Origin of the sequence: Spirosoma oryzae (genome assembly GCF_003002825.1) — a bacterium.
In the GTDB taxonomy this organism is placed as follows: domain Bacteria; phylum Bacteroidota; class Bacteroidia; order Cytophagales; family Spirosomataceae; genus Spirosoma; species Spirosoma oryzae.
The window spans coordinates 56,491-78,550 of record NZ_PVTE01000001.1 but is presented as its reverse complement, the minus strand read 5'-3'; the positions used below and the strand labels follow the sequence as shown (position 1 = coordinate 78,550).

The 22,060-nt window shown below is 56.4% G+C and carries 18 protein-coding genes; 13 read left to right on the top strand and 5 right to left on the bottom strand.

Annotated features, from left to right (window positions below):
* Positions 1 to 34 precede the first annotated feature (34 nt).
* The 8 genes from CLV58_RS00295 to CLV58_RS00260 all read left to right on the top strand — a co-directional run bounded on the left by CLV58_RS00295 (position 35) and on the right by CLV58_RS00260 (position 8,691).
* On the top strand, positions 35 to 823 hold the full coding sequence (locus tag CLV58_RS00295) for an FHA domain-containing protein (RefSeq protein WP_106135768.1): 789 nt from the start codon (positions 35 to 37) through the stop codon (positions 821 to 823).
* Between the two features lie 66 nt (positions 824 to 889).
* Positions 890 to 1,852, top strand: a complete 963-nt coding sequence (locus CLV58_RS00290) for a hypothetical protein (protein ID WP_106135767.1) — start codon at positions 890 to 892, stop codon at positions 1,850 to 1,852.
* Positions 1,849 to 2,451: an FHA domain-containing protein gene (locus CLV58_RS00285; RefSeq protein ID WP_106135766.1), complete on the top strand. Its 603-nt coding sequence runs from the start codon at positions 1,849 to 1,851 to the stop codon at positions 2,449 to 2,451. The genes CLV58_RS00290 and CLV58_RS00285 overlap by 4 nt, the downstream gene beginning before the upstream one ends.
* A 3-nt stretch (positions 2,452 to 2,454) precedes the next feature.
* Positions 2,455 to 3,258 (top strand): PP2C family protein-serine/threonine phosphatase, encoded by an 804-nt coding sequence (locus CLV58_RS00280; RefSeq protein WP_106135765.1) that lies wholly within the window; start codon positions 2,455 to 2,457, stop codon positions 3,256 to 3,258.
* Positions 3,255 to 4,031 (top strand): caspase family protein, encoded by a 777-nt coding sequence (locus CLV58_RS00275; RefSeq protein ID WP_106135764.1) that lies wholly within the window; start codon positions 3,255 to 3,257, stop codon positions 4,029 to 4,031. Before CLV58_RS00280 ends, CLV58_RS00275 begins: the two co-directional genes overlap by 4 nt.
* A gap of 10 nt (positions 4,032 to 4,041) precedes the next feature.
* On the top strand, positions 4,042 to 6,072 hold the full coding sequence (locus CLV58_RS00270; RefSeq protein ID WP_106135763.1) for a serine/threonine-protein kinase: 2,031 nt from the start codon (positions 4,042 to 4,044) through the stop codon (positions 6,070 to 6,072).
* A gap of 9 nt (positions 6,073 to 6,081) precedes the next feature.
* Entirely contained in the window at positions 6,082 to 6,984 is a 903-nt protein-coding gene (locus tag CLV58_RS00265; protein WP_106135762.1) for a tetratricopeptide repeat protein, read from the top strand.
* A 45-nt stretch (positions 6,985 to 7,029) separates the two neighbouring features.
* Positions 7,030 to 8,691: a LamG-like jellyroll fold domain-containing protein gene (locus tag CLV58_RS00260; RefSeq protein WP_106135761.1), complete on the top strand. Its 1,662-nt coding sequence runs from the start codon at positions 7,030 to 7,032 to the stop codon at positions 8,689 to 8,691.
* 23 nt (positions 8,692 to 8,714) lie between these two features.
* On the opposite strand, the gene CLV58_RS00255 is transcribed toward CLV58_RS00260, so the two are convergent.
* The 3 genes from CLV58_RS00255 to CLV58_RS00245 all read right to left on the bottom strand — a co-directional run bounded on the left by CLV58_RS00255 (position 8,715) and on the right by CLV58_RS00245 (position 11,091).
* Positions 8,715 to 9,497 carry a hypothetical protein gene (locus tag CLV58_RS00255; RefSeq protein ID WP_106135760.1) on the bottom strand — a complete coding sequence of 261 codons (783 nt, stop codon included), beginning with the start codon at positions 9,495 to 9,497 and terminating at the stop codon, positions 8,715 to 8,717.
* Positions 9,494 to 10,084, bottom strand: a complete 591-nt coding sequence (locus CLV58_RS00250; RefSeq protein ID WP_106135759.1) for an RNA polymerase sigma factor — start codon at positions 10,082 to 10,084, stop codon at positions 9,494 to 9,496. Before CLV58_RS00250 ends, CLV58_RS00255 begins: the two co-directional genes overlap by 4 nt.
* A 77-nt stretch (positions 10,085 to 10,161) precedes the next feature.
* Complete coding sequence (locus tag CLV58_RS00245) at positions 10,162 to 11,091, bottom strand: AraC family transcriptional regulator (protein WP_106135758.1); 930 nt, start codon at positions 11,089 to 11,091, stop codon at positions 10,162 to 10,164.
* A 267-nt stretch (positions 11,092 to 11,358) separates the two neighbouring features.
* On the opposite strand from CLV58_RS00245, the gene CLV58_RS00240 reads away from it, so the two are divergent.
* On the top strand, positions 11,359 to 12,873 hold the full coding sequence (locus CLV58_RS00240; protein ID WP_106135757.1) for an aldehyde dehydrogenase family protein: 1,515 nt from the start codon (positions 11,359 to 11,361) through the stop codon (positions 12,871 to 12,873).
* 240 nt (positions 12,874 to 13,113) lie between these two features.
* Positions 13,114 to 13,497: a DUF779 domain-containing protein gene (locus CLV58_RS00235; RefSeq protein ID WP_106135756.1), complete on the top strand. Its 384-nt coding sequence runs from the start codon at positions 13,114 to 13,116 to the stop codon at positions 13,495 to 13,497.
* Positions 13,498 to 13,740: 243 nt separating this feature from the next.
* On the opposite strand, the gene CLV58_RS00230 is transcribed toward CLV58_RS00235, so the two are convergent.
* Positions 13,741 to 14,700, bottom strand: a complete 960-nt coding sequence (locus tag CLV58_RS00230; RefSeq protein WP_211300797.1) for a sterol desaturase family protein — start codon at positions 14,698 to 14,700, stop codon at positions 13,741 to 13,743.
* A gap of 391 nt (positions 14,701 to 15,091) precedes the next feature.
* Here CLV58_RS00230 and CLV58_RS00225 point away from each other — a divergent pair, with 391 nt between their 5' ends.
* The 3 genes from CLV58_RS00225 to CLV58_RS00215 all read left to right on the top strand — a co-directional run bounded on the left by CLV58_RS00225 (position 15,092) and on the right by CLV58_RS00215 (position 21,710).
* On the top strand, positions 15,092 to 17,815 hold the full coding sequence (locus CLV58_RS00225; protein WP_106136103.1) for a TonB-dependent receptor: 2,724 nt from the start codon (positions 15,092 to 15,094) through the stop codon (positions 17,813 to 17,815).
* Positions 17,816 to 18,284: 469 nt separating this feature from the next.
* Positions 18,285 to 20,816, top strand: coding sequence for a DUF5686 and carboxypeptidase-like regulatory domain-containing protein (locus tag CLV58_RS00220; protein WP_106135755.1), 2,532 nt, complete (start codon positions 18,285 to 18,287; stop codon positions 20,814 to 20,816).
* A 165-nt stretch (positions 20,817 to 20,981) separates the two neighbouring features.
* Positions 20,982 to 21,710 carry a carbon-nitrogen hydrolase family protein gene (locus CLV58_RS00215; RefSeq protein WP_106135754.1) on the top strand — a complete coding sequence of 243 codons (729 nt, stop codon included), beginning with the start codon at positions 20,982 to 20,984 and terminating at the stop codon, positions 21,708 to 21,710.
* On the opposite strand, the gene CLV58_RS27905 is transcribed toward CLV58_RS00215, so the two are convergent.
* Positions 21,666 to 21,857 carry a hypothetical protein gene (locus CLV58_RS27905; protein WP_146141322.1) on the bottom strand — a complete coding sequence of 64 codons (192 nt, stop codon included), beginning with the start codon at positions 21,855 to 21,857 and terminating at the stop codon, positions 21,666 to 21,668. The two genes, CLV58_RS00215 and CLV58_RS27905, sit on opposite strands and share 45 nt — an antisense overlap.
* Positions 21,858 to 22,060 lie beyond the last annotated feature (203 nt).

The following is a 22,060-nucleotide window of genomic DNA, read 5'->3' as shown; positions in this document are numbered from 1 at the left end:
GATAGTTCCGCACTATTCCTAACAATCCGCACTCGTGAATGCCTCGCTCCTATCCGGTCAGGATCAACAGCTATACGCTCTAATTGATCAGTTAAGTCAGTTAACCAGCCATACAGTTGGTCGGTCGCTGAACAATACGATCATCGTACCAGACAGCCGGGTCAGTGGCCAGCACGCCCGGCTGACTGCGTGCACTCCTTCCACCTTTTTACTGGAAGACCTCAATAGCAAGAACGGGACATTTGTCGACGGCGTCCGTATCACGCGCAAGTTTGTCGATCGGACCAACACGATTCAGTTGGCAGACACAACGCTGTCGATTGACGACCTGCTGGCTCAGGTACGGGAAACCGCCCCAGTCAGCGTAGCTCCACCCTCTGCCCCCATCGTCTCCCACCAGCCGGAGTCGGTCGGTTCTTCCAAACAGGTACCACTCGATTTCTCGTCCGATTTTGCCGCGCTTGAATCAGTATACCGGCAATACCCACAACTCAAGAGAGCCTGCCGGCAGCGCGAAAAAATGATCCGTACGGGCAGCGTCATTCTGTCGTCGGTCGTGGGTATCAGCGCCGTTGTCGCATCGGGTGGTACAGCCCTCTCCCTCCTTCAGGTTATGTCAAGCGCGGGACTGAGTGTGCTGGTTCCTACCCTTTGCTCGACCTTTCTGTCGACAGACGAGAAGTTGGAACTCATCGACAAGGAATACCGGGACCGGTATCGCTGCCCCAATGCCGCCTGCCGCGATCCGTTCGGTACCCGTGAGTGGGACATGCTGGCCCAGCAGAAAACCTGCCGCCGTTGTCAGGCTATCTGGGTACACTGATTGCTGGCCGTCCATTCACCTTTTCGCGCATCCGACGATAGAGTCGAAACTAATCGCATTGATACCATGAGTCAGCTCACACCCGCAACCGATTTACCAACCGACCTTTATCCCATGACCCCGACGCCTACTCCTGCGCCTTCTACTCCATCTGTAAACCGGAAACGGATGCTTGGCATTTCAGCGGCCGCCCTGCTCCTGACCGGTGGCGGCATTCTGATTGCCAATAGTGGCACAGGTGAACCAGACACGACGCCTGACAATCCTGGCGACGCAGTTGCTTCTGAACCGAATCCCGCCATCACACTACCCGAGGACATCGACGTAGCCGGCAAGGTGACCAACGCGATGTCGTTTGAGCAGGCCTTTGCCGCTGCCCGCGATGAAGTCGGTATGGGGGGTGTCTTCAGTTGGCAGGGCCGCTGGTACAACACGCTTCACAAAGAAGAATGGGACAGTCTGTCACTAGACCAGCGGCAGGAGTTTCTTGAACACATCATGCAGGAAAAACTGCCGGTGAAATCGACTCATCAAGCGCAGTCTCACTCCGCCAAAACCGAAACGCAGACCACCGAAACCGAGCCAACGCTGGTCGAAGGGCATCTGAACGGGCAACGCGTAATGGGGCTCGATTTCGACCACGACGGCGTCATCGACACGGTCGTGCTGGAAGGTAATGACGGCAACGTGTATCGCGTCGTGGATGCGCAGGGCGACGATGGGCTGGATACCATTTTTCGGTACGATGCCCTCACCGATCAGCTGATGGCCGTGGAGCGGCTCGATCACTCGATTGTCTTGAGCGTCGACCAGTTCAACCAGGGCCTTGAAGAAAGCATGTCGAAGGAAATTGTCGATTCGATCCTGGAATCCGATACGATGGACAGCCCGGCCACGTCGATCAGCGACGCACCCAGCGAGTCCGACGAGTCGATCGACAGCCAGGAACCCGATGACGATGTCGACACAACTGACGACACGTACATCAACGACGGTAACGTCGACGATATGGACGATCACCGGGCATGAGTACGGCTAAAACCTCACTCATTACGTGTCAACAGTGTGGCCGGCGGATTATGGTCCGCCCGGCCGACGTTCAGCGCGGGTCGATCGTATGCTCGCACACGGGCTGCGGGGCGACTAACCTACTAGCGACGGCCTTTCAGTACGACCCCGCCATTGTGCAGGGACTACCCGGCTTTGGGGAGCTACGGCATTCGGTAAGCCCGGATCTGGCGTACCCGCTGCGGTTCGGTGCCAATGTGATCGGAACAGGCGACACGGCGCAGGTGCGGGTCGAGCGGTATCTGCACGAGGGTCGGTGCTACATCAGCCGACGACACTGCACGCTGACTGTTACGTTTGATACCTGGTCGGGCCGACTGCGTTATCAGTTGCAGGATGGCGCGGCCGATCCGACTACGCAGGCCAGCATGCCCAGCCTTAATGGTACGCAGGTCAATGGCAGTGCGTTACGCCCATCCGAACAAATCGACGTTACGGGCGACGATATCCTCACGCTGGGGGGGGTCGATGCCTTTCGACTCGTCCCCTACACCATCAATCCGGCGATGCTCGCGACCTACCGCGTAGAACTGGATTACAACCCCGACCGTACGCAATAGGCCATGACGATTCAACTCAATCAGCCCATCGGCTTCTCCTGCATTGGTCAGCGTACGATCAACCAGGATGCCCTGTACCCACCGGTAGACGGGTCGACGGAGGCATCCAACCTGTTTCTGGTATGCGATGGTATGGGCGGAGCCGACAAGGGAGAAATCGCCAGTCAGTTACTCTGCGAAAGCATTGCCGACTATGCGCGGGCGATGGATTTCCCTCCCTTCGATTCCGTTCATCTCCGTACGGCGCTGGGGCAGACCGGGCAGGCGTATCACGCCTACCTGACGGCGAATCCACTGGTTGGCCGGATGGGGTCTACGCTGGCGCTGCTTCAGTTTCACAATGCGGGGGCCACGGTAGCGCACCTCGGCGACAGTCGGGTGTACCAGATTCGTGACGGAGCAATTCTCTTTCGGACGCAGGACCACCGGCAGGTGCTGGATATGGTAGCGGATGGCATCATCACGGCCGAACAGGCGCAAACCCATCCGTGGCGCAACCGATTGAGCCGGGCCGTCGTGGCCGAGGCTGGTCGGGACAGCACGCTGATGCCGATGCCCGACGCGGTAACGTTGACCGACGTTCGGGCCGGCGATTACTTCTTTCTGTGTACGGACGGGGTCAGCGAGTGCATCGATGACGACATGCTAACGACGACGCTGGGCGCGGGTTTCTCCGATCAAACGAAACTCCAGACACTCCTGGCGGCCTGCACTGGCAAAGCACGGGACAATTACTCGGGTTATCTGATTTCCGTTCGCCATACTCTGACGACCGAACCGTTGCGCAACGCTCTTTTCGCCCAATGATTTATACCCTGTTACTTGGCCTTTGGCTACTCGGCAGCCCCTCGTCTCCACCAACGGGAAAGACGTACGCTGTTGTTGTGGGCATTGCCGACTACGAACGGCTGTCGAACCGCACGGGCGACTTACGGTTTGCCGATCGCGACGCCCGCCGATTTGCGGCCTTTCTGCGAAGCAAAGCGGGCGGTCAGGTAGCCGCCAGTCAGCTACGGCTACTAACGAACCGACAGGCGACCCAATCGGCCATCCAACAGGCACTCACACTTTTTCAACGGGCCACCCCGGTCGACCGGGTTATTTTTTACTTCTCCGGTCACGGCCTGCCCGACAGTTTCGTACCGTACGACGGAAGCCCCGGCCTGACAAGCAGCTATCTCCCACACAGCGCCGTCAAGCAAGCTTTTTTTCGATCGGGAGCCAACACGAAGTTGTGCATTGCCGACGCTTGCCTATCAGGGAGTATGACCCGACAGACGGCGGTTAGCCCTACGCGGGCCGTCATCAGCGGCTTACCTCAGTCGGGCAACGTAGCGATGCTGCTGGCGAGCCGGTCGACGGAATCAGCGGTTGAAGCCGGGCGGCTGGAAGGGGGCGCGTTTACCCACTACCTGCTGGATGGACTTGCCGGACGGGCCGATCAGAATCGCGATCACTTGGTCACGATTCGTGAATTGCATCGCTACGTCTCGCCCCGCGTCCAGTCGCTGACAAGCGGGCGGCAGGCACCCGTTTTTTTTGGTCATTTCTCCGACCAGTTAGTCGTATCACACCCATGACCCAGTACCTATGAGTCAACCATTTACCTCGTTCCAGACGTTCAGACAGCGGTACCCGATTCGCCCCGGCGACCCGGCCATGTTGCTGGGCAGTGGTTCGTACGGGCGCGTCGTCAAAGTGGAGGATCAGTTGGAAACCGAATGGGTTGCCATCAAGATCAGCGAGTTTAAAGGCAACGATACCAAGTCGCTGAAAGCGGAGGTCGAGCTGGCGCAGCGCATACCCCGGCAGGCAAATATCGCCCGGTACGATGCCTGTTATCGACTGGAAACCGATACCGGCATCAGCGATTTCGCCATCATGAAGTACTACCCGGATGGTAACCTGGCCGACCTGTTACGGCAGCATCAGCTGACGACCACGCAGATCAACGACCTGAGCCGGGGAATTCTGCTCGGCCTCCAGCACCTGCACCGGCACCGTATCGTTCACCGTGATTTCAAGCCGGCCAACATTCTGATCTCGCGCGACAATGCGGGTCGGCTCATTCCCAAGATCGCCGACTTTGGACTGAGTAAACTCGTCAGCAGCGATGAGCTGGACAGTTCTGATTTCGACCTGAGCGATGGGCGTGGTACGCCGTCCTACAAAGCACCGGAGCAAATCGAAGGAAGCCGGGTCAGCTTCAACCTGGACCTGTGGGCATTTGGTGTCATTCTGTACGAAATTCTAACCGGCGAAAAGCCGTTTCTGGCCGATAAGCAGGACACTAGCGAGCAAGCCGTCCGTCGAACAGTTGAGCGAAAAATCATGACCGCCCGGTTGCCCGACCAACTCGACCGTATCGACGAACCGTATCAGCGCATGATTCGGCGCTGTCTGGTTCGCGACATTCACGACCGGGTTCGGAAAGAAGATGAACTGCTAGATTTGCTCGATAACATACCGGCTCTGCTGGCAACCGCCCGGCAGCAAGTCGAGCAACGTGATTATGCCGGTGCGTTACAAACGTACGAGCAGATTCTCATCCAACGCGATCAGTTGCCGGAGGCCGTCGAAGGCTTTGCCTTTTGCACCAGTCAGCTCAGCCGTCCAGCGCCCCCCGCACCGACAGCCATTGCCGAGCAGACCGACCTGTACCAGGCCGACTTACCCACCGACGTATACGCGGCTCCGATACCGACTCCACTACCGGTAGCACCCGAGCGAACCGACCCTGCGCCGGCCCCAATCCCATCGGTCCCCAGTCCACCCCGCACCAGCCAAGTGGGAACGACCGTGACGCGTCGACTACCGTGGCAGCTTATCGCCCCCGTGGCGCTGGGCGTCGGCGGAGTACTGATTTACTACACATCGTTTCGTCAGTTGCCGTCGGCAATCACGGCCAAACGGGATAGCTCAACGGTCAATCCGGTAACGGCTGGCGGTATGGGCATCGGGGCATCGGGTACGAAAAAACCGGCTATCAATGCGCCCACTATTGTATCGCCGTCAGCCGACGTCAATAGTTCGGCCGAACTGCTCAACAAGCGGGTCGATGTGGCACTGGTAAAGGCCCGCAAGGCATTTGCACAACGCGATTTTACCCAAACTATCGTACTGACAACCAGCGCACTCCAGTTGCTACCCAACCGGCAGGATGCCTGGTTGCTGCGCGAAAAGGCGCTGAAAGCGGGGGGTAAACCCGTTGAGTCCGGTTCGCAAGGGCAACCGCCAGCTGCGCAACCATTCGTTGCGGAGTCACCAGCCACCGTCGCGCCTGCTGCCGTGGCCGAACCCGTTGCCGAGAAGAAAAAGGACCTGTCGGCGTTTCAGGAAAGCTACGATCAGCTAGTCGAAAGCGGCATGAAAGCTATTTCGAACGGTAACCACAAAGCCAAAGCTATTAGCAACTTTTCGGAAGCCGGTACCCTGGCCCGTCAGCATGACCTGAGCACTGCCAGGGCCGAAGCAGCTTACGCGACGTACATGGCGAGAGCGGCCAAATTTGTTGATAACGAAGAATTTGAAGGAGCGATGGAGTGGTACAAAGTGGCACAGAGCCTGAAAGACACGCCCGATGTACGCGCCCGAATCAAACAGTGTATTGCCAATTTATAACCTCATCTTATGAAGAAACCAGTACTTCTTCTCCTACTGCTGCTGGCAGCGCCGACTATCCGGGCAACCTGGGCAACGGACTCTTACCATGTTATCACTACCCGTGCCGACGACGAATACGATCGGTACAAAAAAAAGGGGGATGACCTGTACCGGGAAGGCCGGTATCTGGAAGCCCGGCGACAATACCAGAACTGCCTGCTGGTGCCCAATTTTGAGAATGACCCGTACGCCAAGGAGCAAATCGACAACTGCACGCGGGGGCTGTCATTGCGTCAGCAGGCCGACGACGCACTTCAGCAGGGAAAAGGTGCCGACGCGGTTAACCTGTACAAGCAACTGCTGACGGTCAATGCCAACGATGCGGTTACGAAAGCGCAACTGGCCGATTATTACGAACGGCAAGGCAATACGCTGTTCAATCAGAAACGGTATGCCGAAGCCCGCAGTCAGTATCAGCAGGCGCTGAGTTACACCACCACCCGGCAAGGCACGATTCAGCTTCAGCTGGACAATATCAACCGCATCCTTAACCCTCCTCCGTCGAAACGCATTGGGTTGAAAGTCGCAACGGGGGCGGTAGCCGTTGGTGCAGCCGCTTACGCTGCTTTTCTCCACAGCGACTTTCAGAACAAGCGAAACGCAGTAATTCAACTTGGCCAGACCGCTGACCCAACCAATAGCGGCAGCATTGGCCCTGACGATCTGAACCGACAGTACCAGGACGCTTATGATGCAGCCCAGGTAGCCGCAAGCAAGACCGGGCTGTTCAAAGCCTGTGTAGGTGTGGCGGCCGTTGCCACGCTGGCCGAAGTCTATTTACTGGTCAGAAAACCGAAAGCTAAACCGACTGCCTGGCAGGTTCACCCCGCTACCGAGTCATGGGGCTTAACCCTGCGTCGCGGCTTCTAATTCCTATCCAGCTCACCTCAATCGCCAGCATGTACTGGCTTCGCTATGAACCGATTTTATTCTTCTCTCTACGCCGGACTGTCGCTATTGCTGCTCGGCACCCTGCTGTGGGCCTGCGAGCCCTGGGACCTGCCCGGCAGAAAGGTTAAACGCAACTGCGAAAAGCCGTCCGGCACGATCGAGGCTAGCATCCAGCAGCGCCAGGTCAGTTTTTCCATTGGCAGCAGCAGCGGCACCATCGATAACGTAAGCTGGGATTTCGGTAACGGTAGTTCCACCGTAACGACCGGCCTGACCGCTATGCAGACCTACGCAACCTCGGGTACGTATACGGTGCGGGCTACGTTGGCCAACTCCTGCGGTAGCAGTTCCGAAACGACGATCATTCGCTCCCTGACGGTCAGCGATGCGGTGGCTCCCTCGGTCAGTTTGCAGGACCCAACAACCGTATCCCTGAACTCGGCTACCTTGCCCGTTACCATCACATCCACCGGCAACGCCACCATCACGCAGTACGGTATCTGTTATTCAACAACGAACACACAGCCGGAGCCGGGTAAAGACGCTACCGTTCAGGGACCACTTTCCGCTTCGGTAAACGTTGCGGTACCCCTCTCCGCCACGGCCCTCAGCTCCAACACACTGTACTACGTCCGGGCCTTCGCGATTAATTCAGCGATAAAAACAGCTTTCAGCGACGTCAAGATGGTCCGCACGGGAGCCAATCCGGTGGTGTCGATCAATACGAATGCCGCTACGGCCGCCATCACCTCGGCTACGGTTGGCTTTGTGCTGGCCAGCCCCGGCAGTCCGGCTGCGGTGGAATACGGCATCTGCTACTCGTCGACGACCAACGCGCCTGACGTAACCAATGCGCAAACGGTTCAGGTAAGCAATCCGTCGATCGGTGCCAACACCACCGTCAACCTGACGAATCTGACGCCGAACACCATGTACAATTACCGGGCTTACGTCAAATCATCGTCCGGGATCATTTATAGCGATGTCAGTTCGTTCAAGACACAAATCGATACGGTGGCACAGGATCTGATTGCGTCGGTATCGTTTACCGATCAGTCACTGCTCGATGCTAGTGGTAATAACAACAACGCGATTCTGGTCAACAACCCCACGTTTACGGCTGACCGAAAAGGACGGGCCAACTCGGCGATCATGCTCAATGGCACCGGAAGCTATTTCTACATGGCCGAAAACAGTACGCTCCGGCCAACGACTCTTTCGATCAGCATCTGGATCAAGCCAACGACTGTCGATCGCCGGATGCAGATCTACAACAAATCGCGCTTTTCCGACGGTAGTGCGGAAATGTACAGTTCGCTGATCAAGCCCAGCGAAACTATTGCCGGTAATATTACGATCAATACCGACATCAAACAGAATAGCAATTGTCAACCGGGTGTTGGCTGGCAAACCTTCCCCATCGATTCTAAACTGGCTGTCAACACCTGGCACCACGTAGTGCTAACCTATAGCGGTCGGTCGGCCCGGATGTACTACGATGGAGCCTTGCTGGCCACTACCGATGATTTACCCGCCAGCAGCCTTGATCAGTGTCCGGGTGGCGATCTGAAATTCGGCGCGCAGAGCCAGCAAATACCCAGCTATTTCTACGGCGCACTGGATGATATCCGCATTTACAAACGGGCCATTACACAGGATGAGGTCAAAACCCTCTATAACCAGTAGTCAGCGTTAGTTAAGCCCGGAACTTACCTGATTTTTTGCAGCACCTGCTGCGCCAGTTTCTGATACGGATTAGCCTTGTTCGTACTGACTCGTGTCAGAATGGGCAGGGCTTTTTCGTTCTGCCCGTTCTTGACATACGCCAGCGCCAGTATCCATTCCGCTTTCTGGCGGAGTACCGGGGAGGGGGTTGCGAGGGCACTTTGCAGCAGCGGGATCGCCTGAACCGGCTCGCGGTTAGCCAGATAACTCAGGCCCAGCAGGTAATCCTTGTAATAAACAGTCTGCCGGGTTTCGGGCAACGCTTTGACGTTGTCGATTACCTTGTCGTAGTTCCCGGCACGGTAGGCTTCCAGCGCCGTCATTAGCTGATCGCGGGTCGAAGCCGAAAGCCCCTCGCGCGGAAACCCCTTCAGCAGATCGTCGGATTGGGCCGATAGCAACGACGCGGTGTACGATTGCCGGCTGTTATAGTGATACGCACCATAGCCGACACCCAGTAGCAGCACGACGGAAGCCGCAGCGGCCCAGTATTGCCAGCGCGAACGGTCCGGCTGACCCAATGGCCTGACAAGCGTCGGCGACGCGTTAGCCGCCTGACTGGCTACGTACTGCGCTTTCGCCCGGTTCACCGCCTGCTCGATACCCAGCATCCGCAAGCCTGTGCGCACCGAACGCTGGTAGTCGACTTCGGCCCGGAATTCGGCATCAGCCGCCATATCGGCCTCCACCGATGCCCGGTCGGCGGCCGATAATTCGTTGCCCAGATACGCTTCGATCAGTTCGTACTGCTCTTCCGTTAGTTTCATACCCCTGACTGCTTCTCGGCCTGCTGATAGATAGCTTTCAATTTTTCGGCACAGGCGTACCGTTTCGACTTCACCGACGATTCTTTGAGCCCCATCTTCTGGGCGATCTCCCGGAGCGATAACTCCTCCACGTAAAACCACTCAATCAACTTGCGGCAGTCGTCTTTTAACTGCTGGAGCGAATTTCGGACCATCTGTACCAGTTCAAACCGCTCCAGATCGCGACTGACATCGTCGACTGACTGTATATCGATCTCATCGGTCATAGGTGAGCGGGTCCGGACGCGGGACGACCGTAATTCACTTATCCACACGCATTTAGCGTATTCAAACAGCACAGACCGGATGCGCGTACCGGGTTGGAGTGTGTATTTTCCCGTCTCCAGGTTCTGCATGAGACTAATCATACCCTTGTGAAACGCATCTTCAGCGTCCATCTCGGTACCGCTGTTCCGCAGCATCCAGTTTTGAAACAAAGGAAACGTATCGGTATACAGGAAGGCATACGCACGATCGTCCCGTCGGGCAAGTGCATCGTATAGTTCCTGATCCGTTGCGTAAACGGGTAAAGGGCGGGCAACAGCCATAAGGTAGGAAGGCAGTCGGAAATGGCCGGTAAGATACGGAGAAAACGGCGTTACCCCCGGTCTACTGAGCAAGTGGGCTACGGCGTTACCTGCCTACGGAACTGCGCCGGCGACAGCCCTTTCTCGCGCCGGAACAGCTTCATAAAGTACGTCAGGTTATTGAACCCGCATTCCAGACTGATATCGGCCAGGCAGCGATTGGTCGTGCGGAGCAGTTTCGACGCCAGACTGATGCGCTGCTGATTGATGTAATCGACGGGTGTCAGGCCAAATGTCTGCTTAAACGTACGGTAGAAGTTCGGCTCGCTCATGCAGGCTTCGTTGGCCAGTTCGCGAATGTGTAAACTCCGGCTCAGGTGCCGGTTGATGTACTGCGCCACGTGCGCCAGTCGGTTTACGCTGGCGGTGCCCGCTCCCTGCGTCAGGAGCAGCGTGCGGGCCTGCGTCTGCATCAGTCGCACCACCAGTTCCTGCAACACCAGATTGGCAAAGACATCTTTCGCTTTGTTGTTCTCCGTGAAGATGTAAATCAGCCGGCTGATGAGCTGATTGATGGGTTCATCGTTAGTCAGGAAGTAGTTCGTCTGCCCAAATTGCCACCCCTGCTCGTTGTCGACCAGCGGAGCCCGTTCGTTGAGCAGATCGGTCACCTGTTTCACTTTGTCGGCGTCGATAGCCAGCGCCAGGCACTGCGTCGGATTCTGCAAGTGCGCGTCCGGAAAGTCGATCCGCATCAGCTCCTGACTCGGCACGATCACCGATTCGCCGGGCAGAAAATCGAAGGCCGGCGCATCGGCCAGGTGCATCACTTTTTTACCCCGAATCATACTGGCCAGCACCGGACTGGTAAACGTCAGCTCGACTTTCTCGGCTACGTGGTGCGTCTCGTAGATGTTCAGCTCGGCCGCATCGATCGTGTAAGCGGTCCGGTTTTCGACTTCCTGTTCCAGCCGCCGACTACTCAGATGTCGGTTGATGTCAAACGGAGACGACTGCAAACGATTCATAAACGGATAGGGTCAGTAACGTGCGTAATTAAAAGAGCAATAGGCTGTCGAATATAACCGTCTTCCACTGATTACCAAGCTTAAAATAGTATAAAATACATTCAATGTATAATCTTTAGTAGCCAACCTGGTTCGTTTGGGCTGTATTGATGATCGCCGACTTTGATAGGATTGTATAATCGAACGATACGATTGCTCAACTCTTACTTGTACAATTCAGGCAACATTTGTAACGATTTCACGACTAAACGCTTAGTGATACATCGTATGGAAACACTTGACATGGTTGAGACGCACGTCAACCGCCCCAAATTCAAATCGCACTACGACAATTATATCGGTGGCAAGTGGGTACCACCCCTCGACGGCGAATACTTCGACAATGAATCGCCGGTCGATGGCAGTTTGATTGCTAAGATGCCACGCTCGAAAGCTGCTGACATCGATATGGCGGTCGACGCGGCTCACAAGGCGTTTGCCAGCTGGTCGAAAACTTCGGCTACCGAGCGGAGTAATATCCTGCTCAAGATTGCCGACGTAATCGAGCAGAATCTAGAGTTTCTGGCCCGCGTCGAGACAGTTGAAAACGGCAAAGCCATCCGCGAGACGATGGCTGCCGACCTCCCCCTTTGCGTCGACCATTTCCGGTATTTCGCCGGGGTGATCCGGGCGGAAGAAGGGTCAGCTACCGAGCTGAACGCCAATACGCTCTCGCTGATTATCAAAGAGCCAATTGGCGTGGTCGGACAGATCATTCCGTGGAATTTTCCGCTGCTGATGGCGACCTGGAAACTGGCTCCGGCGCTGGCGGCCGGCTGCTGTGTCGTCATCAAACCGGCGGAGCAGACACCCACCTCGCTTGCCGTGTTGTTCGAACTTATCGGCGGGCTTATTCCGCCGGGGGTCGTCAACATCGTACAGGGTTTCGGTGTGGAAGCCGGCAAACCGCTGGCGCAGCACAAGCGCGTCAACAAGGTGGCGTTCACCGGCGAAACCACGACGGGCCGACTCATCATGCAGTACGCGTCGGACAACCTGATTCCGGTCACGATGGAGCTGGGTGGTAAGTCGCCCAATATTTTCATGAAATCCGTCGCCGACGCCGACGATGCCTTCTTCGACAAGTGCGTGGAAGGGGCCGTGATGTTTGCGCTCAATCAGGGCGAAATCTGCACCTGCCCCTCGCGACTGCTGGTGCATGAGGCTATCTACGACAAATTCATGGAGCGGGTCATTCAGCGTACGGAAGCCATCAAACTCGGCCACCCGCTCGATCCCGATACGATGATGGGGGCGCAGGCCAGCAACGATCAGTACGAGAAAATTCTGTCGTACATCGACATCGGCAAGCAGGAAGGTGCCGAAGTACTGACGGGTGGCGAACGGGGCGACAGCGTCGAAGGGGGTTACTACATCAAGCCGACGATTTTCCGGGGTAACAACAAGATGCGTATTTTCCAGGAAGAGATTTTCGGACCCGTCCTGTCAGTTACGACCTTCAAAGACGCCGACGAAGCCGTTGCCATCGCCAACGACACCCTGTATGGGCTGGGCGCGGGTTTCTGGTCGCGGGATGCGCACGAACTGTACACCGTCCCCCGGCAGATTCAGGCGGGTCGCGTGTGGGTCAACTGTTACCACGACTACCCGGCCCACGCGCCATTCGGTGGCTACAAGAAGTCGGGCTTCGGCCGCGAAAACCACCTGATGATGCTCAACCACTATCGCCAGGTCAAAAACCTCCTGATCTCCTACAGTCAGGAAAAGCTGGGATTCTTTTAGATAATGATTGAATGCCGGAGTGATCGAATGATTGAATGGGCTCGCGCCCACCATGGTACATATTCCTGTTTTCTGTCATTCCGAGCCTGCGAGGAATCTTCATGTGAGCATAACAAAACCTCTTACTAGCGAAGATTCCTCGCTGGTTCAGAATGATAGAGACAATCACCCGAACGGCGGCTACCGTGGTACGAACCGTTCATTCTATCAGTCAATCACGCAATCAGTCAATCACTCCTCATGCCTACATCAACGCTTTCCCGTGTCGACGTGACGCCGGATGCCGTCATCGTTATTGAGAAGCTGCGGGCGCAGCACGGACCGCTGATGTTTCATCAGAGTGGCGGGTGCTGTGATGGCTCGTCGCCGATGTGCTTTGCCGAGGGCGATTTCCGCATCGGTCCGTCCGATGTCAGGCTGGGGCAAATCGACGGCTGCGACTTCTGGATGTCGGACGATCAGTTCGAATACTGGAAACATACGCACCTGACGATCGACGTCATTCCGGGACGGGGGGCCAGCTTCTCGCTGGAAATCCCGATGGGTGTCCGGTTCATGATTCGGTCACGGTTGTTTACGGAGGACGAATACGCCAGCCTGCCGCCGGTGGAACGGGGGGAGTAACGGTTTATCCTTTTCTGTATACGGTTTACGGTATTCAGTATACGGTGGTGTTATGGTAGCCAATGACTACTTCCCTGGCTTGTCCACATGGGGAGGGACTGTAGATCTGCTGGAGAACACCCACCCCAGTCAAGAGTACGCCGACGTTACATCACCGTAAACTGAAAACCAACTACCGTAAACTGTATACAGCTAGTCAATGCAAAGGCCCGAATGACGCTGTCATTCGGGCCTTTGCATTGACTAGCTGTATACTTCCAGCTCGCGTTGCTCTGCTTCCTGAGCGGCTTTTGTTTTCAGGTTGTATACCGTGATGGGGCTGCCAAAGGTATACATCCAGGCTTCTTTCAGGCTCTTCGACTGCCGCACGTCACGGACAATGTCGTTTAGCTCGTGGAAGTTGATGTGCAGCGGGTTGGCTTTCTTGTCGATGTTCGTCGTGATCCCGTAGATGACGGCTTCCTCCTCGGGCGTGTAGGTGTTGAAAATACGATCCCAGAAGATAAACGTAGCCCCGAAGTTTTTATCGATGTATTTCTCCTGCGAGCCGTGGTGTACGCGGTGATTCGAGGGCGTCGCGAAGATGTACTCCAGCGCCGGATGCAGCTTCCGGATGTATTCGGTATGCTGCATGAACTGGAACAGCGTGGCCAGTTGGTTGGTCACGAAGAAAATAACCGGATGAAAGCCGAACAGCATCACAGGCATGAAGAAAATGACCTTGATGTGCTGAATCCAGCTGAGCCGGTACGATACGGTCAGGTTATAATGCTCGGCGGAATGGTGCACGACGTGCGTGGCCCAGAATAGCCGTGACTCGTGCGACACGCGGTGCGCCCAGTAGCTGGCCAGATCATAGATGATGTAGCACGGAATAAGCGTCCACCAGTTCAGTTCCATGCGCCAGGGTACCAGGTTGTAGACCAGCACGGTCAGATAAATCAACCCGAACTTAAGCGCGGCCGATACTACCAGACTGCCCAGGCCAACCAGCGTCGAGCCAATAGTTTCGTCCTTACTGTAATGATCGTGGTCGTTGTGATGCGAGAACCACATCTCCAGTCCCGTTAGCAACAGCATCACGGGTACAGCCCAGACAATGAGGTTAGGGGCCGTTTGACTGAGATCAACGATCTGTTCTTTCGAGATTTCCGGCGCACCAAAGATCGTTCCTTCAGGCAAAAAATTCTTAATAAAATCCATACAGCAACTCGACTAAAAATTAACTAACGCTGAGTAAGCCCTATCCTGTCACGACAGCGCTTCCAACAAAGATAAAGCAGGATTGCGTGGCATTTCGCACGTATTGGTCAATCTACTGACAAACAGCGCGTTTCCGGAGGAAATTAAAACGCTGTTAAGAAAAAGCAGCTTACCAGACAGATTCACCAAACCGGAAAACCAAGGCCCTGAATGACCAGTTTATACCGGCACCCTCTTTATACTACGCCTTACCCCGTCCGTTTGTTGCCTACCGGCCCTGATACCCGGCTTGGCATTCGGTAGCTTCAACCGCCGAAAACAGGCATTCGACCAGATACTTTTCCTGACCTATAAAATACGTCTCAGCTTTGACTCGACAACAACACCCGGTATGAAAATCCCCTTCTTTACAGCACTCTTCGTTAGCTCATCCCTATTCGCTACCGTTGCCCTGGCCCAATATCCGGGTGGCAACCGGGGTGCCCGGCCCGGCGGGGCGACGGCAACCCCCACCGATTCGCTGCCCGCCGGTCGGCCCGCACCCGCCGGACCGACGCAGGAGGCAGCCCCGCGCGGAAACGCCAAAGTGACCGGCGTTCTGATCGATTCGGTAAGCAACAAGCCCGTTGAGTTTGCCACCGTCGCGCTGCTCAGCCCGCCTTCGACGAAGCCCATCGACGGTACGACGACCGACGACAAAGGCCGGTTTACCATTGCCAAGCTGGCTCCCGGCCGCTACCGGCTCCAATTGTCCTTCATCGGTTACCGCGACCGCTTTACGGCTCCGTTCACCGTTGATCGGGGCGGTACGGCTGATCTGGGTAACCTGAAACTGGCCCCGGACGTCAAGACGCTGACCGAAGTAAACGTTGTCGGGCAAGCCGCCCAGATCGAAGAGAAAGTCGACCGGCTGGTCTACAACGCCGACCGCGACATTACCGCTAAAGGGGGCGATGCCAGTGATATTCTGCGGAAGGTACCCATGCTCTCAGTCGACATGGACGGGAACGTAACGTTGCGGGGGAACAGCAACATCCGGGTGCTGATTAACAACAAACCCAGTACGATTGTCGCCAGCAGCGTCGCCGATGCCCTGAAGCAGATCCCAGCCGATCAGATCAAAACCGTTGAGGTTATTACCAGCCCCTCGGCCAAGTACGACGCCGAAGGGTCGGGTGGTATCATCAATATCGTGCTGAAGAAAAACAACCTACAGGGTGCCACGCTGAACGTCGACGGGGGCGTCGGCAACCGGGGTACTAACCTGAGCCTGAACGGTAACCTGCGGACGGGTAAAATGGGCTTTTCGATCGGCGGCTTCGGCCGGGCCGAATACAACGTCCGGGGTTCGTTCCTCAACGATCAGACGACGCGCAACTACGATTTCACAACCAATACGTTTTCGGCACCGACGCGTACGTTACAGTCGGCCAACACGCTCAGCCAGCGGCTGTTTGGCAACTACCAGCTGGGCTGGGACTGGGACATCGACAAGACATCGTCAATCACGGCCAGCCTGCGGTATGGAGCTCGTAACGGCATCCAGAACCAGTATAACCTGCTGACCGAAACCTACCAGCCCAACGGCTTTTTCCCGTCGCGCAGTGACCGTAACGTACAGACCAAAGATCTGTCGGGGACGGTCGACGCCAACATCACCTACACCAAGACGTACAAGCCCCAGAAGGAACTCAGCGTCCTGGCCCTGTTTAGCCGCAACAACCGGACAAACAACTTCGTCGCCGATATTCTGAGCAATACCGATTTCGAAACGATTACGTCGCGGCAGCGCAATGACAACCTGAGTTACAACCAGGAATCGAACCTGCAAGTCGATTACCAGACGCCGATTAAAGACAATCAGCTGTTTGAGATCGGGGCGAAGGGCGTATTCCGGAAGGTGAACAGCGACTACCAGTACTTTGTCGCGACGGGTGCCGACGGTGGTTACGTTGTCGATAACACCCGGCCTGACAATACGCTGATTTACACGCAGAACATCGCGGCTTCGTATCTGTCGTACACGTACACCAGCAAAACCAAATACACGATCAAGGCGGGTATGCGCTACGAATACACCTTTGTCGATGCCCGTTTCAGCAAGGAGAGCACCGGTACCGCCGACTCAATCCCGAACTACGGAACGCTGGTACCCAGCATCAATATTTCGAAAGCGCTGAAGGGGGGCAAGATCATCAAGCTGGCGTATAACCGCCGGATTCAGCGGCCCGGTATTCAGTTCCTGAACCCGAACCTGAACACCTCGAACCCGACCAACATTACGCAGGGTAACCCGTATCTGTCGCCCGAATTCACCGATAACGTCGAGTTCGGAACGAGTACCAACATCAAGGGGCTGTACGTAAACGCGACGCTCTTTGCCCGCCGGACAACGGGCGAAATCACGGCGGTGCGGGAAGTAACAGCCGTAACGGGGCAAACCTTCGGTGACGTCGTGAACCCGGTCTTCCAGCAGGCCATCAAAACGACCTATCAGAACATCGGCTATCAGGATGCGTACGGGCTGAACCTGTTCCTCAACGGTACGCTTTTTTCGAAACTACAAATCGGTGGGGGTGTCGACCTGTACCACGTCAGCCTGACGAATAACAGCGCCAGCCCGATTTATAACGCGACGAATTCGGGTTGGGTTGTGGGTGGCCGTGCCAACGCCAGTCTGTCGCTGCCCAACGGATTCGCTTTCCAGATCTTCGCTGGTGGCCGGGGTCGGCAGGTGCAGTTGCAGGGCTATCAGGGCGGGATGTATTTCTACAGCATCGGTGCCCGCAAGGAGTTCAACGACAAAAAGAGCAGCCTGGGTCTGGCGGCAGAGAACATCTTCAACCACCCCTTCACGCAGCGCACCGAACTCTCGTCGCCCATCCTGACGCAGAATTCAAGCAACAACTTCTACAACGCGGGTGTCCGGCTGACGTTCAGCCACCGCATCGGCAAGATGAGTGTCGATGGCGGCAACCGGCGTCGGCGGAGCCGGGGTAATGGCGACGACAGCGACCAGAAAGAAGAAGGTGAACAAGGTGGCGGTCAACAGGGTGGTGGTCAGCAGGGAGCTGCCCCACAAGGTGGCGGCAACCGAGGCCGAGGCAACAAATAGCAGCCCTTGTCAGAAATGGCCCGACCCACCCGGTTGGGCCATTTTTCATGTACGATCCGTTCGTAAAGATCAGCCATCTGTTTCTACTGTCATGCCGAAGAAAGCCCGACGCCGAATCGCCCGTTCTGTCCTCTTTTCGTTCATAATCCTTCTTTTGACCGGGTTGCTGCTTATCCATAAACTAGGGGTGCCCCTGGTCAGCAGACTTCTGTGCGGCCTGTTTCAGCCGCACCGGCATTCAACCGCTACCCATCAACCTTACTGAACCACGCTGCTACCAACCAGGCCATGTAATTTTTAAACAAATGTTTAATACTGTGCAACGCTTCTCGCGTTCACCGCGTACTTTCGTGGGAAGCAGCACCACAGACCTACCGCTTACGCAACAGCGGTAATTTTTTTGATCACTTAGTAAACTTTGTTGACTATATACCGGTTGTTCATTCGAATACATCTACTGAATACGACCATGACTGTTTATCTGCGGACCAGGCTGGTTCTGGCACTCCTGTTGACGGGGCTGACCAGCATCAGTCTGGCCCAGACCTCCTACACGATCTCGGGCCGGGTAACCGACGCGAGCACCGGCGATGGCATTCCGTTCGCCAGCCTGGCCCTGAAAGGAACCACCAGCGGTACGACGTCCGACGTCGACGGCCGCTATAGCCTGACGGTTGGCAAACTGACCGATTCATTACTGGTACAGAGTCTGGGCTACCGTACCCACGCGTACGGCCTCCTCCCCCAGCCCACCCAAACCATCGACGCCCGGCTGTCGGCGGCAGCGACCCGGCTGAACGAAGTGCGTGTCTACGCCAAAGGGGGCGACCCGGCCTACCGGGTGTTACGCGAAGTGGTGCGTCGTCGCGATCAGTTCAACCCCGCCCAGCTGACGGCGTACGAGTTTGACAGCTACACCAAAATCGAAGGCTACATCAACAACTTCGGGCAGCAGCGCAAGCACAATCGACGTCCCGGTCCGATCAGTCGGCTACTGGGTAAGCTGCCCGCCGTTACCGATGCCAGCGGGCAGCGGGCGGTACCGGTGTTTATTTCGGAAACCGTTTCCGCTGTCTACGCCCGCGCCAATCCCGACCGCACCAAAGAGTACATCCGTAAGTCGCGCGTGTCGGGTGTGGGGGTCAGCGATGGTAGCCTGATCGCCCAGCTGACCGGTGCCTCCTTTCAGCAGTACAATTTCTACCGCAACTCGCTCAACATCTTCCGCAAAGACATTCCGTCGCCGGTAGGCAGTCAGTGGGATGCGCTGTACACGTTCCGATTGAAAGACACCGTTCTGGTCGACAATGCACCCTGCTACGAGATCGAGTTCACCCCCAAACGGGCTACGGATCTGGCTTTCACCGGCACGGTCTGGATCGACACGCTACACCTGGCGCTGGCGCAGGTCGATGCCCTGGTCGACAAACGGGCTAACATCAACTTCGTCGACGAGCTGCACATCGAGCAAAGCTGGGAGACAACCGCGTCGGGTACCCGCTTCCCGACCCAGACCCAGCTGACCATCGACACCGACGAACCCACCCCGAACGCGCCGGGGGCCCTGATCCGGTTTCTGACGACGGCCCGGAACATCAGTCCGAAGGCCCCGCACGAAGCGGGCTTCTACAACCCCTCGATCGAACTGGCCGACGACTATAAACAGACCGACGCAGCCTTCTGGCAGAACGCCCGGCCCGAATCCTTATCGCCCGATGAATTCAAAGCCCTGCGCGTCGTCGACTCGGTGCGCAACGTGCCGCTGATCAAGGTAGCGGGCGAAGTTATCAAGCTGGGTGTACTGGGCTACAAACCCATCGAGAAATGGAACATCGATATTGGCCCCTTGCTGTATTCCTACGCCAACAACAATGTGGAAGGCAACCGGTTCCGGCTGGGGCTGCGTACCAACACAGGCTTTAGCCGCAAATGGCTGTTGAGTGGCTATCTGGCCTACGGCACGTTCGACCAGCAGCTTAAGTACAGTGCGCAGGCCGAGTATATCGTCAGTCGCAAACCCTGGACGGTCATCGGTGCCCGCCGGACCTACGACCTCGAACGGATCGGCATTTCGACCGACAACATTGGCGGCAATTCGCTGTTTGCGGCTTACTCCCGCTTCGGCACCATCCGCCGACCGTATTTTCAGGAAGATAACCTCGTGTATGCCCGGCGCGAGTTGGGCAGTGGCTTCACGCAGACGCTGGCCCTCCGCAACCGTACCTTTGAGCCGCTGTTCCCATTCGCCTTCCGGCCGCAAAGCGCCGACGCCGATCAGTCGGTGCGCAACAGCTACCGAACGACCGAACTGATTTCGGAAACGCGCTTCGCCCCCGACGAGGTACTACTTCAGAACGACAACGTGCGGGTTAGCGCCGGGGCCGTTCGCAAGCCGATCTTTACGCTGCGGTATACCCTCGGGCTGCGCGACGTGCTGGGCAGCGACTTCGCCTACCAACGGGTGGCCCTGACGATGAAACATTCCTTTCGCATGGGTGTACTGGGCCGGACGTACTACACCGTTGGCGCGGGCCTGATTCCGTCGACGGTTCCTTACCCGCTGCTGTACACCCCGCTGGGCAACGAATCGGCTTTTTACGTGAGCAACGCCTACAACCTGATGAACTACTTCGAATTTGTCTGCGACCGCTGGGCCAGCGTTCAGGTCGAGCACAACTTTGGCGGGCTACTGTTCAACCGGTTGCCCCTGCTACGCCGGTTGAAATGGCGGGAGGTCGTAACGGCCAATGTGCTGGTAGGTGGCGTATCGTCGGCTAACCTGTCGGCCATTCCCGCTGCCGACGCACAGGGCAATGCCGTCGAGGGGTTCAGTTCGCTCAGCCGCAGGCCGTACGTCGAAGTGGGCTACGGCATCGACAACATTTTCAAGGTGCTGCGCGTCGACTTTCTCCACCGGCTCACCTACCGCGACAACCTGACCCGCACCGGCGTCCCCGTAACCCCCTTCGCCGTCAAGTTCTCCGGCTGGCTTTCGTTTTAACAGTTTACGGTATACCGTATTCGGTTTGATCGGGCCCTACAACCGGTTCAGGGACTGCTGGTTCGTAGCGACGCACGACGAGCAGCCCGTTCCGTTTCAGTTTGCGTTCGCCTGGCTTGTGGCTTACTTTGGCTGCGTCAATTGCACACACGCGTTACGCCACCAATGAAAATCGCACTTGCCCAGTTGAAGCCTGTAAAAGGAAACATCGCGGCCAATATCGAACGACATGAGCAAGCCATTCACCTAGCCATTGCTCATAAAGCAGACGCTATATTCTTTCCCGAACTTTCCATAACTGGCTACGAACCTGAACTGGCAGCTTCGTTAGCCACAACGCAGCATGACCCCCGGTTTGACAGTTTTCAACGGATCAGCGACACCAGCGCGCTAACGATCGGACTAGGGGTACCCACCAGAACCATTTCCGGCATCCAGATCAGCCTGCTTATTTTTCAGGCCGGTCAACCCAGACAAACGTATTCAAAACAACAGCTTCACCCTGACGAACTGCCCTACTTCGTTGCCGGGAGTGCTCAACTCATTGTCAATAGTGGTAACGGTTCAATTGCCCCGGCCATTTGCTACGAAAGTTTGCAGAAAGACCACGCGCAGACGGCGCATCAGCTTGGGGCCGGAATCTATGTGGCCAGTGTGGCTAAATCACAAACGGGTGTTGCCAAAGCAATGGCCCATTACCCACGGATAGCCGCTCAGTTGGCGATGCCGGTTTTGATGAGTAACTGCGTGGGCGATTGCGATACCTTTGTCAGCGCCGGTCAAAGCGCGGTCTGGACCAGGAACGGCAAACTGGCCGGCCAGCTTGATGACGTCGGGGAGGGATTACTTTTATTCGACACAGACACAGAAGTAATAGCTGAACAGCGGTTGTAACTGTACGCTATGCGCTGACCGGCGTAGCGTAACGAGGCTAGCCTGAGCGGCCCGGACACGCTGACCGCTTTCCGGGGCACGACGCCCATCAATCTCCTTCACCAGCTCGTCTACCGCGACAACCTGACCCGCACGTCGTCGTAGCATACTTCGCCTGAAGTTTTGTACTTTGGCGGATTCAAAATCACGCACGAAGCGCTAAAATTCGGCGAACAAACAACCTATTCTTATGGTAATCAGCAAACTAAGCGATCGACTAAAAAATCAGCGACAGCGCATCTGACTGATTTTATTACCGCACCTGGTTTTTTTATAAACTGACTACAATCAGCAACCGATAGTTTATTCCC

Excerpts from the sequence above, each read along its gene's own strand:
- CLV58_RS00240 (WP_106135757.1), top strand. The coding sequence starts at position 11,359 with ATGGAAACACTTGACATGGTTGAGACGCACGTCAACCGCCCCAAATTC.
- CLV58_RS00215 (WP_106135754.1), top strand. The coding sequence starts at position 20,982 with ATGAAAATCGCACTTGCCCAGTTGAAGCCTGTAAAAGGAAACATCGCG.
- CLV58_RS00225 (WP_106136103.1), top strand. The coding sequence starts at position 15,092 with ATGAAAATCCCCTTCTTTACAGCACTCTTCGTTAGCTCATCCCTATTC.
- CLV58_RS00245 (WP_106135758.1), bottom strand. The coding sequence starts at position 11,091 with ATGAATCGTTTGCAGTCGTCTCCGTTTGACATCAACCGACATCTGAGT.
- CLV58_RS00280 (WP_106135765.1), top strand. The coding sequence starts at position 2,455 with ATGACGATTCAACTCAATCAGCCCATCGGCTTCTCCTGCATTGGTCAG.
- CLV58_RS00235 (WP_106135756.1), top strand. The coding sequence starts at position 13,114 with ATGCCTACATCAACGCTTTCCCGTGTCGACGTGACGCCGGATGCCGTC.
- CLV58_RS00220 (WP_106135755.1), top strand. The coding sequence starts at position 18,285 with ATGACTGTTTATCTGCGGACCAGGCTGGTTCTGGCACTCCTGTTGACG.
- CLV58_RS00265 (WP_106135762.1), top strand. The coding sequence starts at position 6,082 with ATGAAGAAACCAGTACTTCTTCTCCTACTGCTGCTGGCAGCGCCGACT.
- CLV58_RS00255 (WP_106135760.1), bottom strand. The coding sequence starts at position 9,497 with ATGAAACTAACGGAAGAGCAGTACGAACTGATCGAAGCGTATCTGGGC.
- CLV58_RS00250 (WP_106135759.1), bottom strand. The coding sequence starts at position 10,084 with ATGGCTGTTGCCCGCCCTTTACCCGTTTACGCAACGGATCAGGAACTA.
- CLV58_RS00270 (WP_106135763.1), top strand. The coding sequence starts at position 4,042 with ATGAGTCAACCATTTACCTCGTTCCAGACGTTCAGACAGCGGTACCCG.
- CLV58_RS00260 (WP_106135761.1), top strand. The coding sequence starts at position 7,030 with ATGAACCGATTTTATTCTTCTCTCTACGCCGGACTGTCGCTATTGCTG.
- CLV58_RS00275 (WP_106135764.1), top strand. The coding sequence starts at position 3,255 with ATGATTTATACCCTGTTACTTGGCCTTTGGCTACTCGGCAGCCCCTCG.
- CLV58_RS27905 (WP_146141322.1), bottom strand. The coding sequence starts at position 21,857 with ATGCTACGACGACGTGCGGGTCAGGTTGTCGCGGTAGACGAGCTGGTG.
- CLV58_RS00285 (WP_106135766.1), top strand. The coding sequence starts at position 1,849 with ATGAGTACGGCTAAAACCTCACTCATTACGTGTCAACAGTGTGGCCGG.
- CLV58_RS00290 (WP_106135767.1), top strand. The coding sequence starts at position 890 with ATGAGTCAGCTCACACCCGCAACCGATTTACCAACCGACCTTTATCCC.
- CLV58_RS00230 (WP_211300797.1), bottom strand. The coding sequence starts at position 14,700 with ATGGATTTTATTAAGAATTTTTTGCCTGAAGGAACGATCTTTGGTGCG.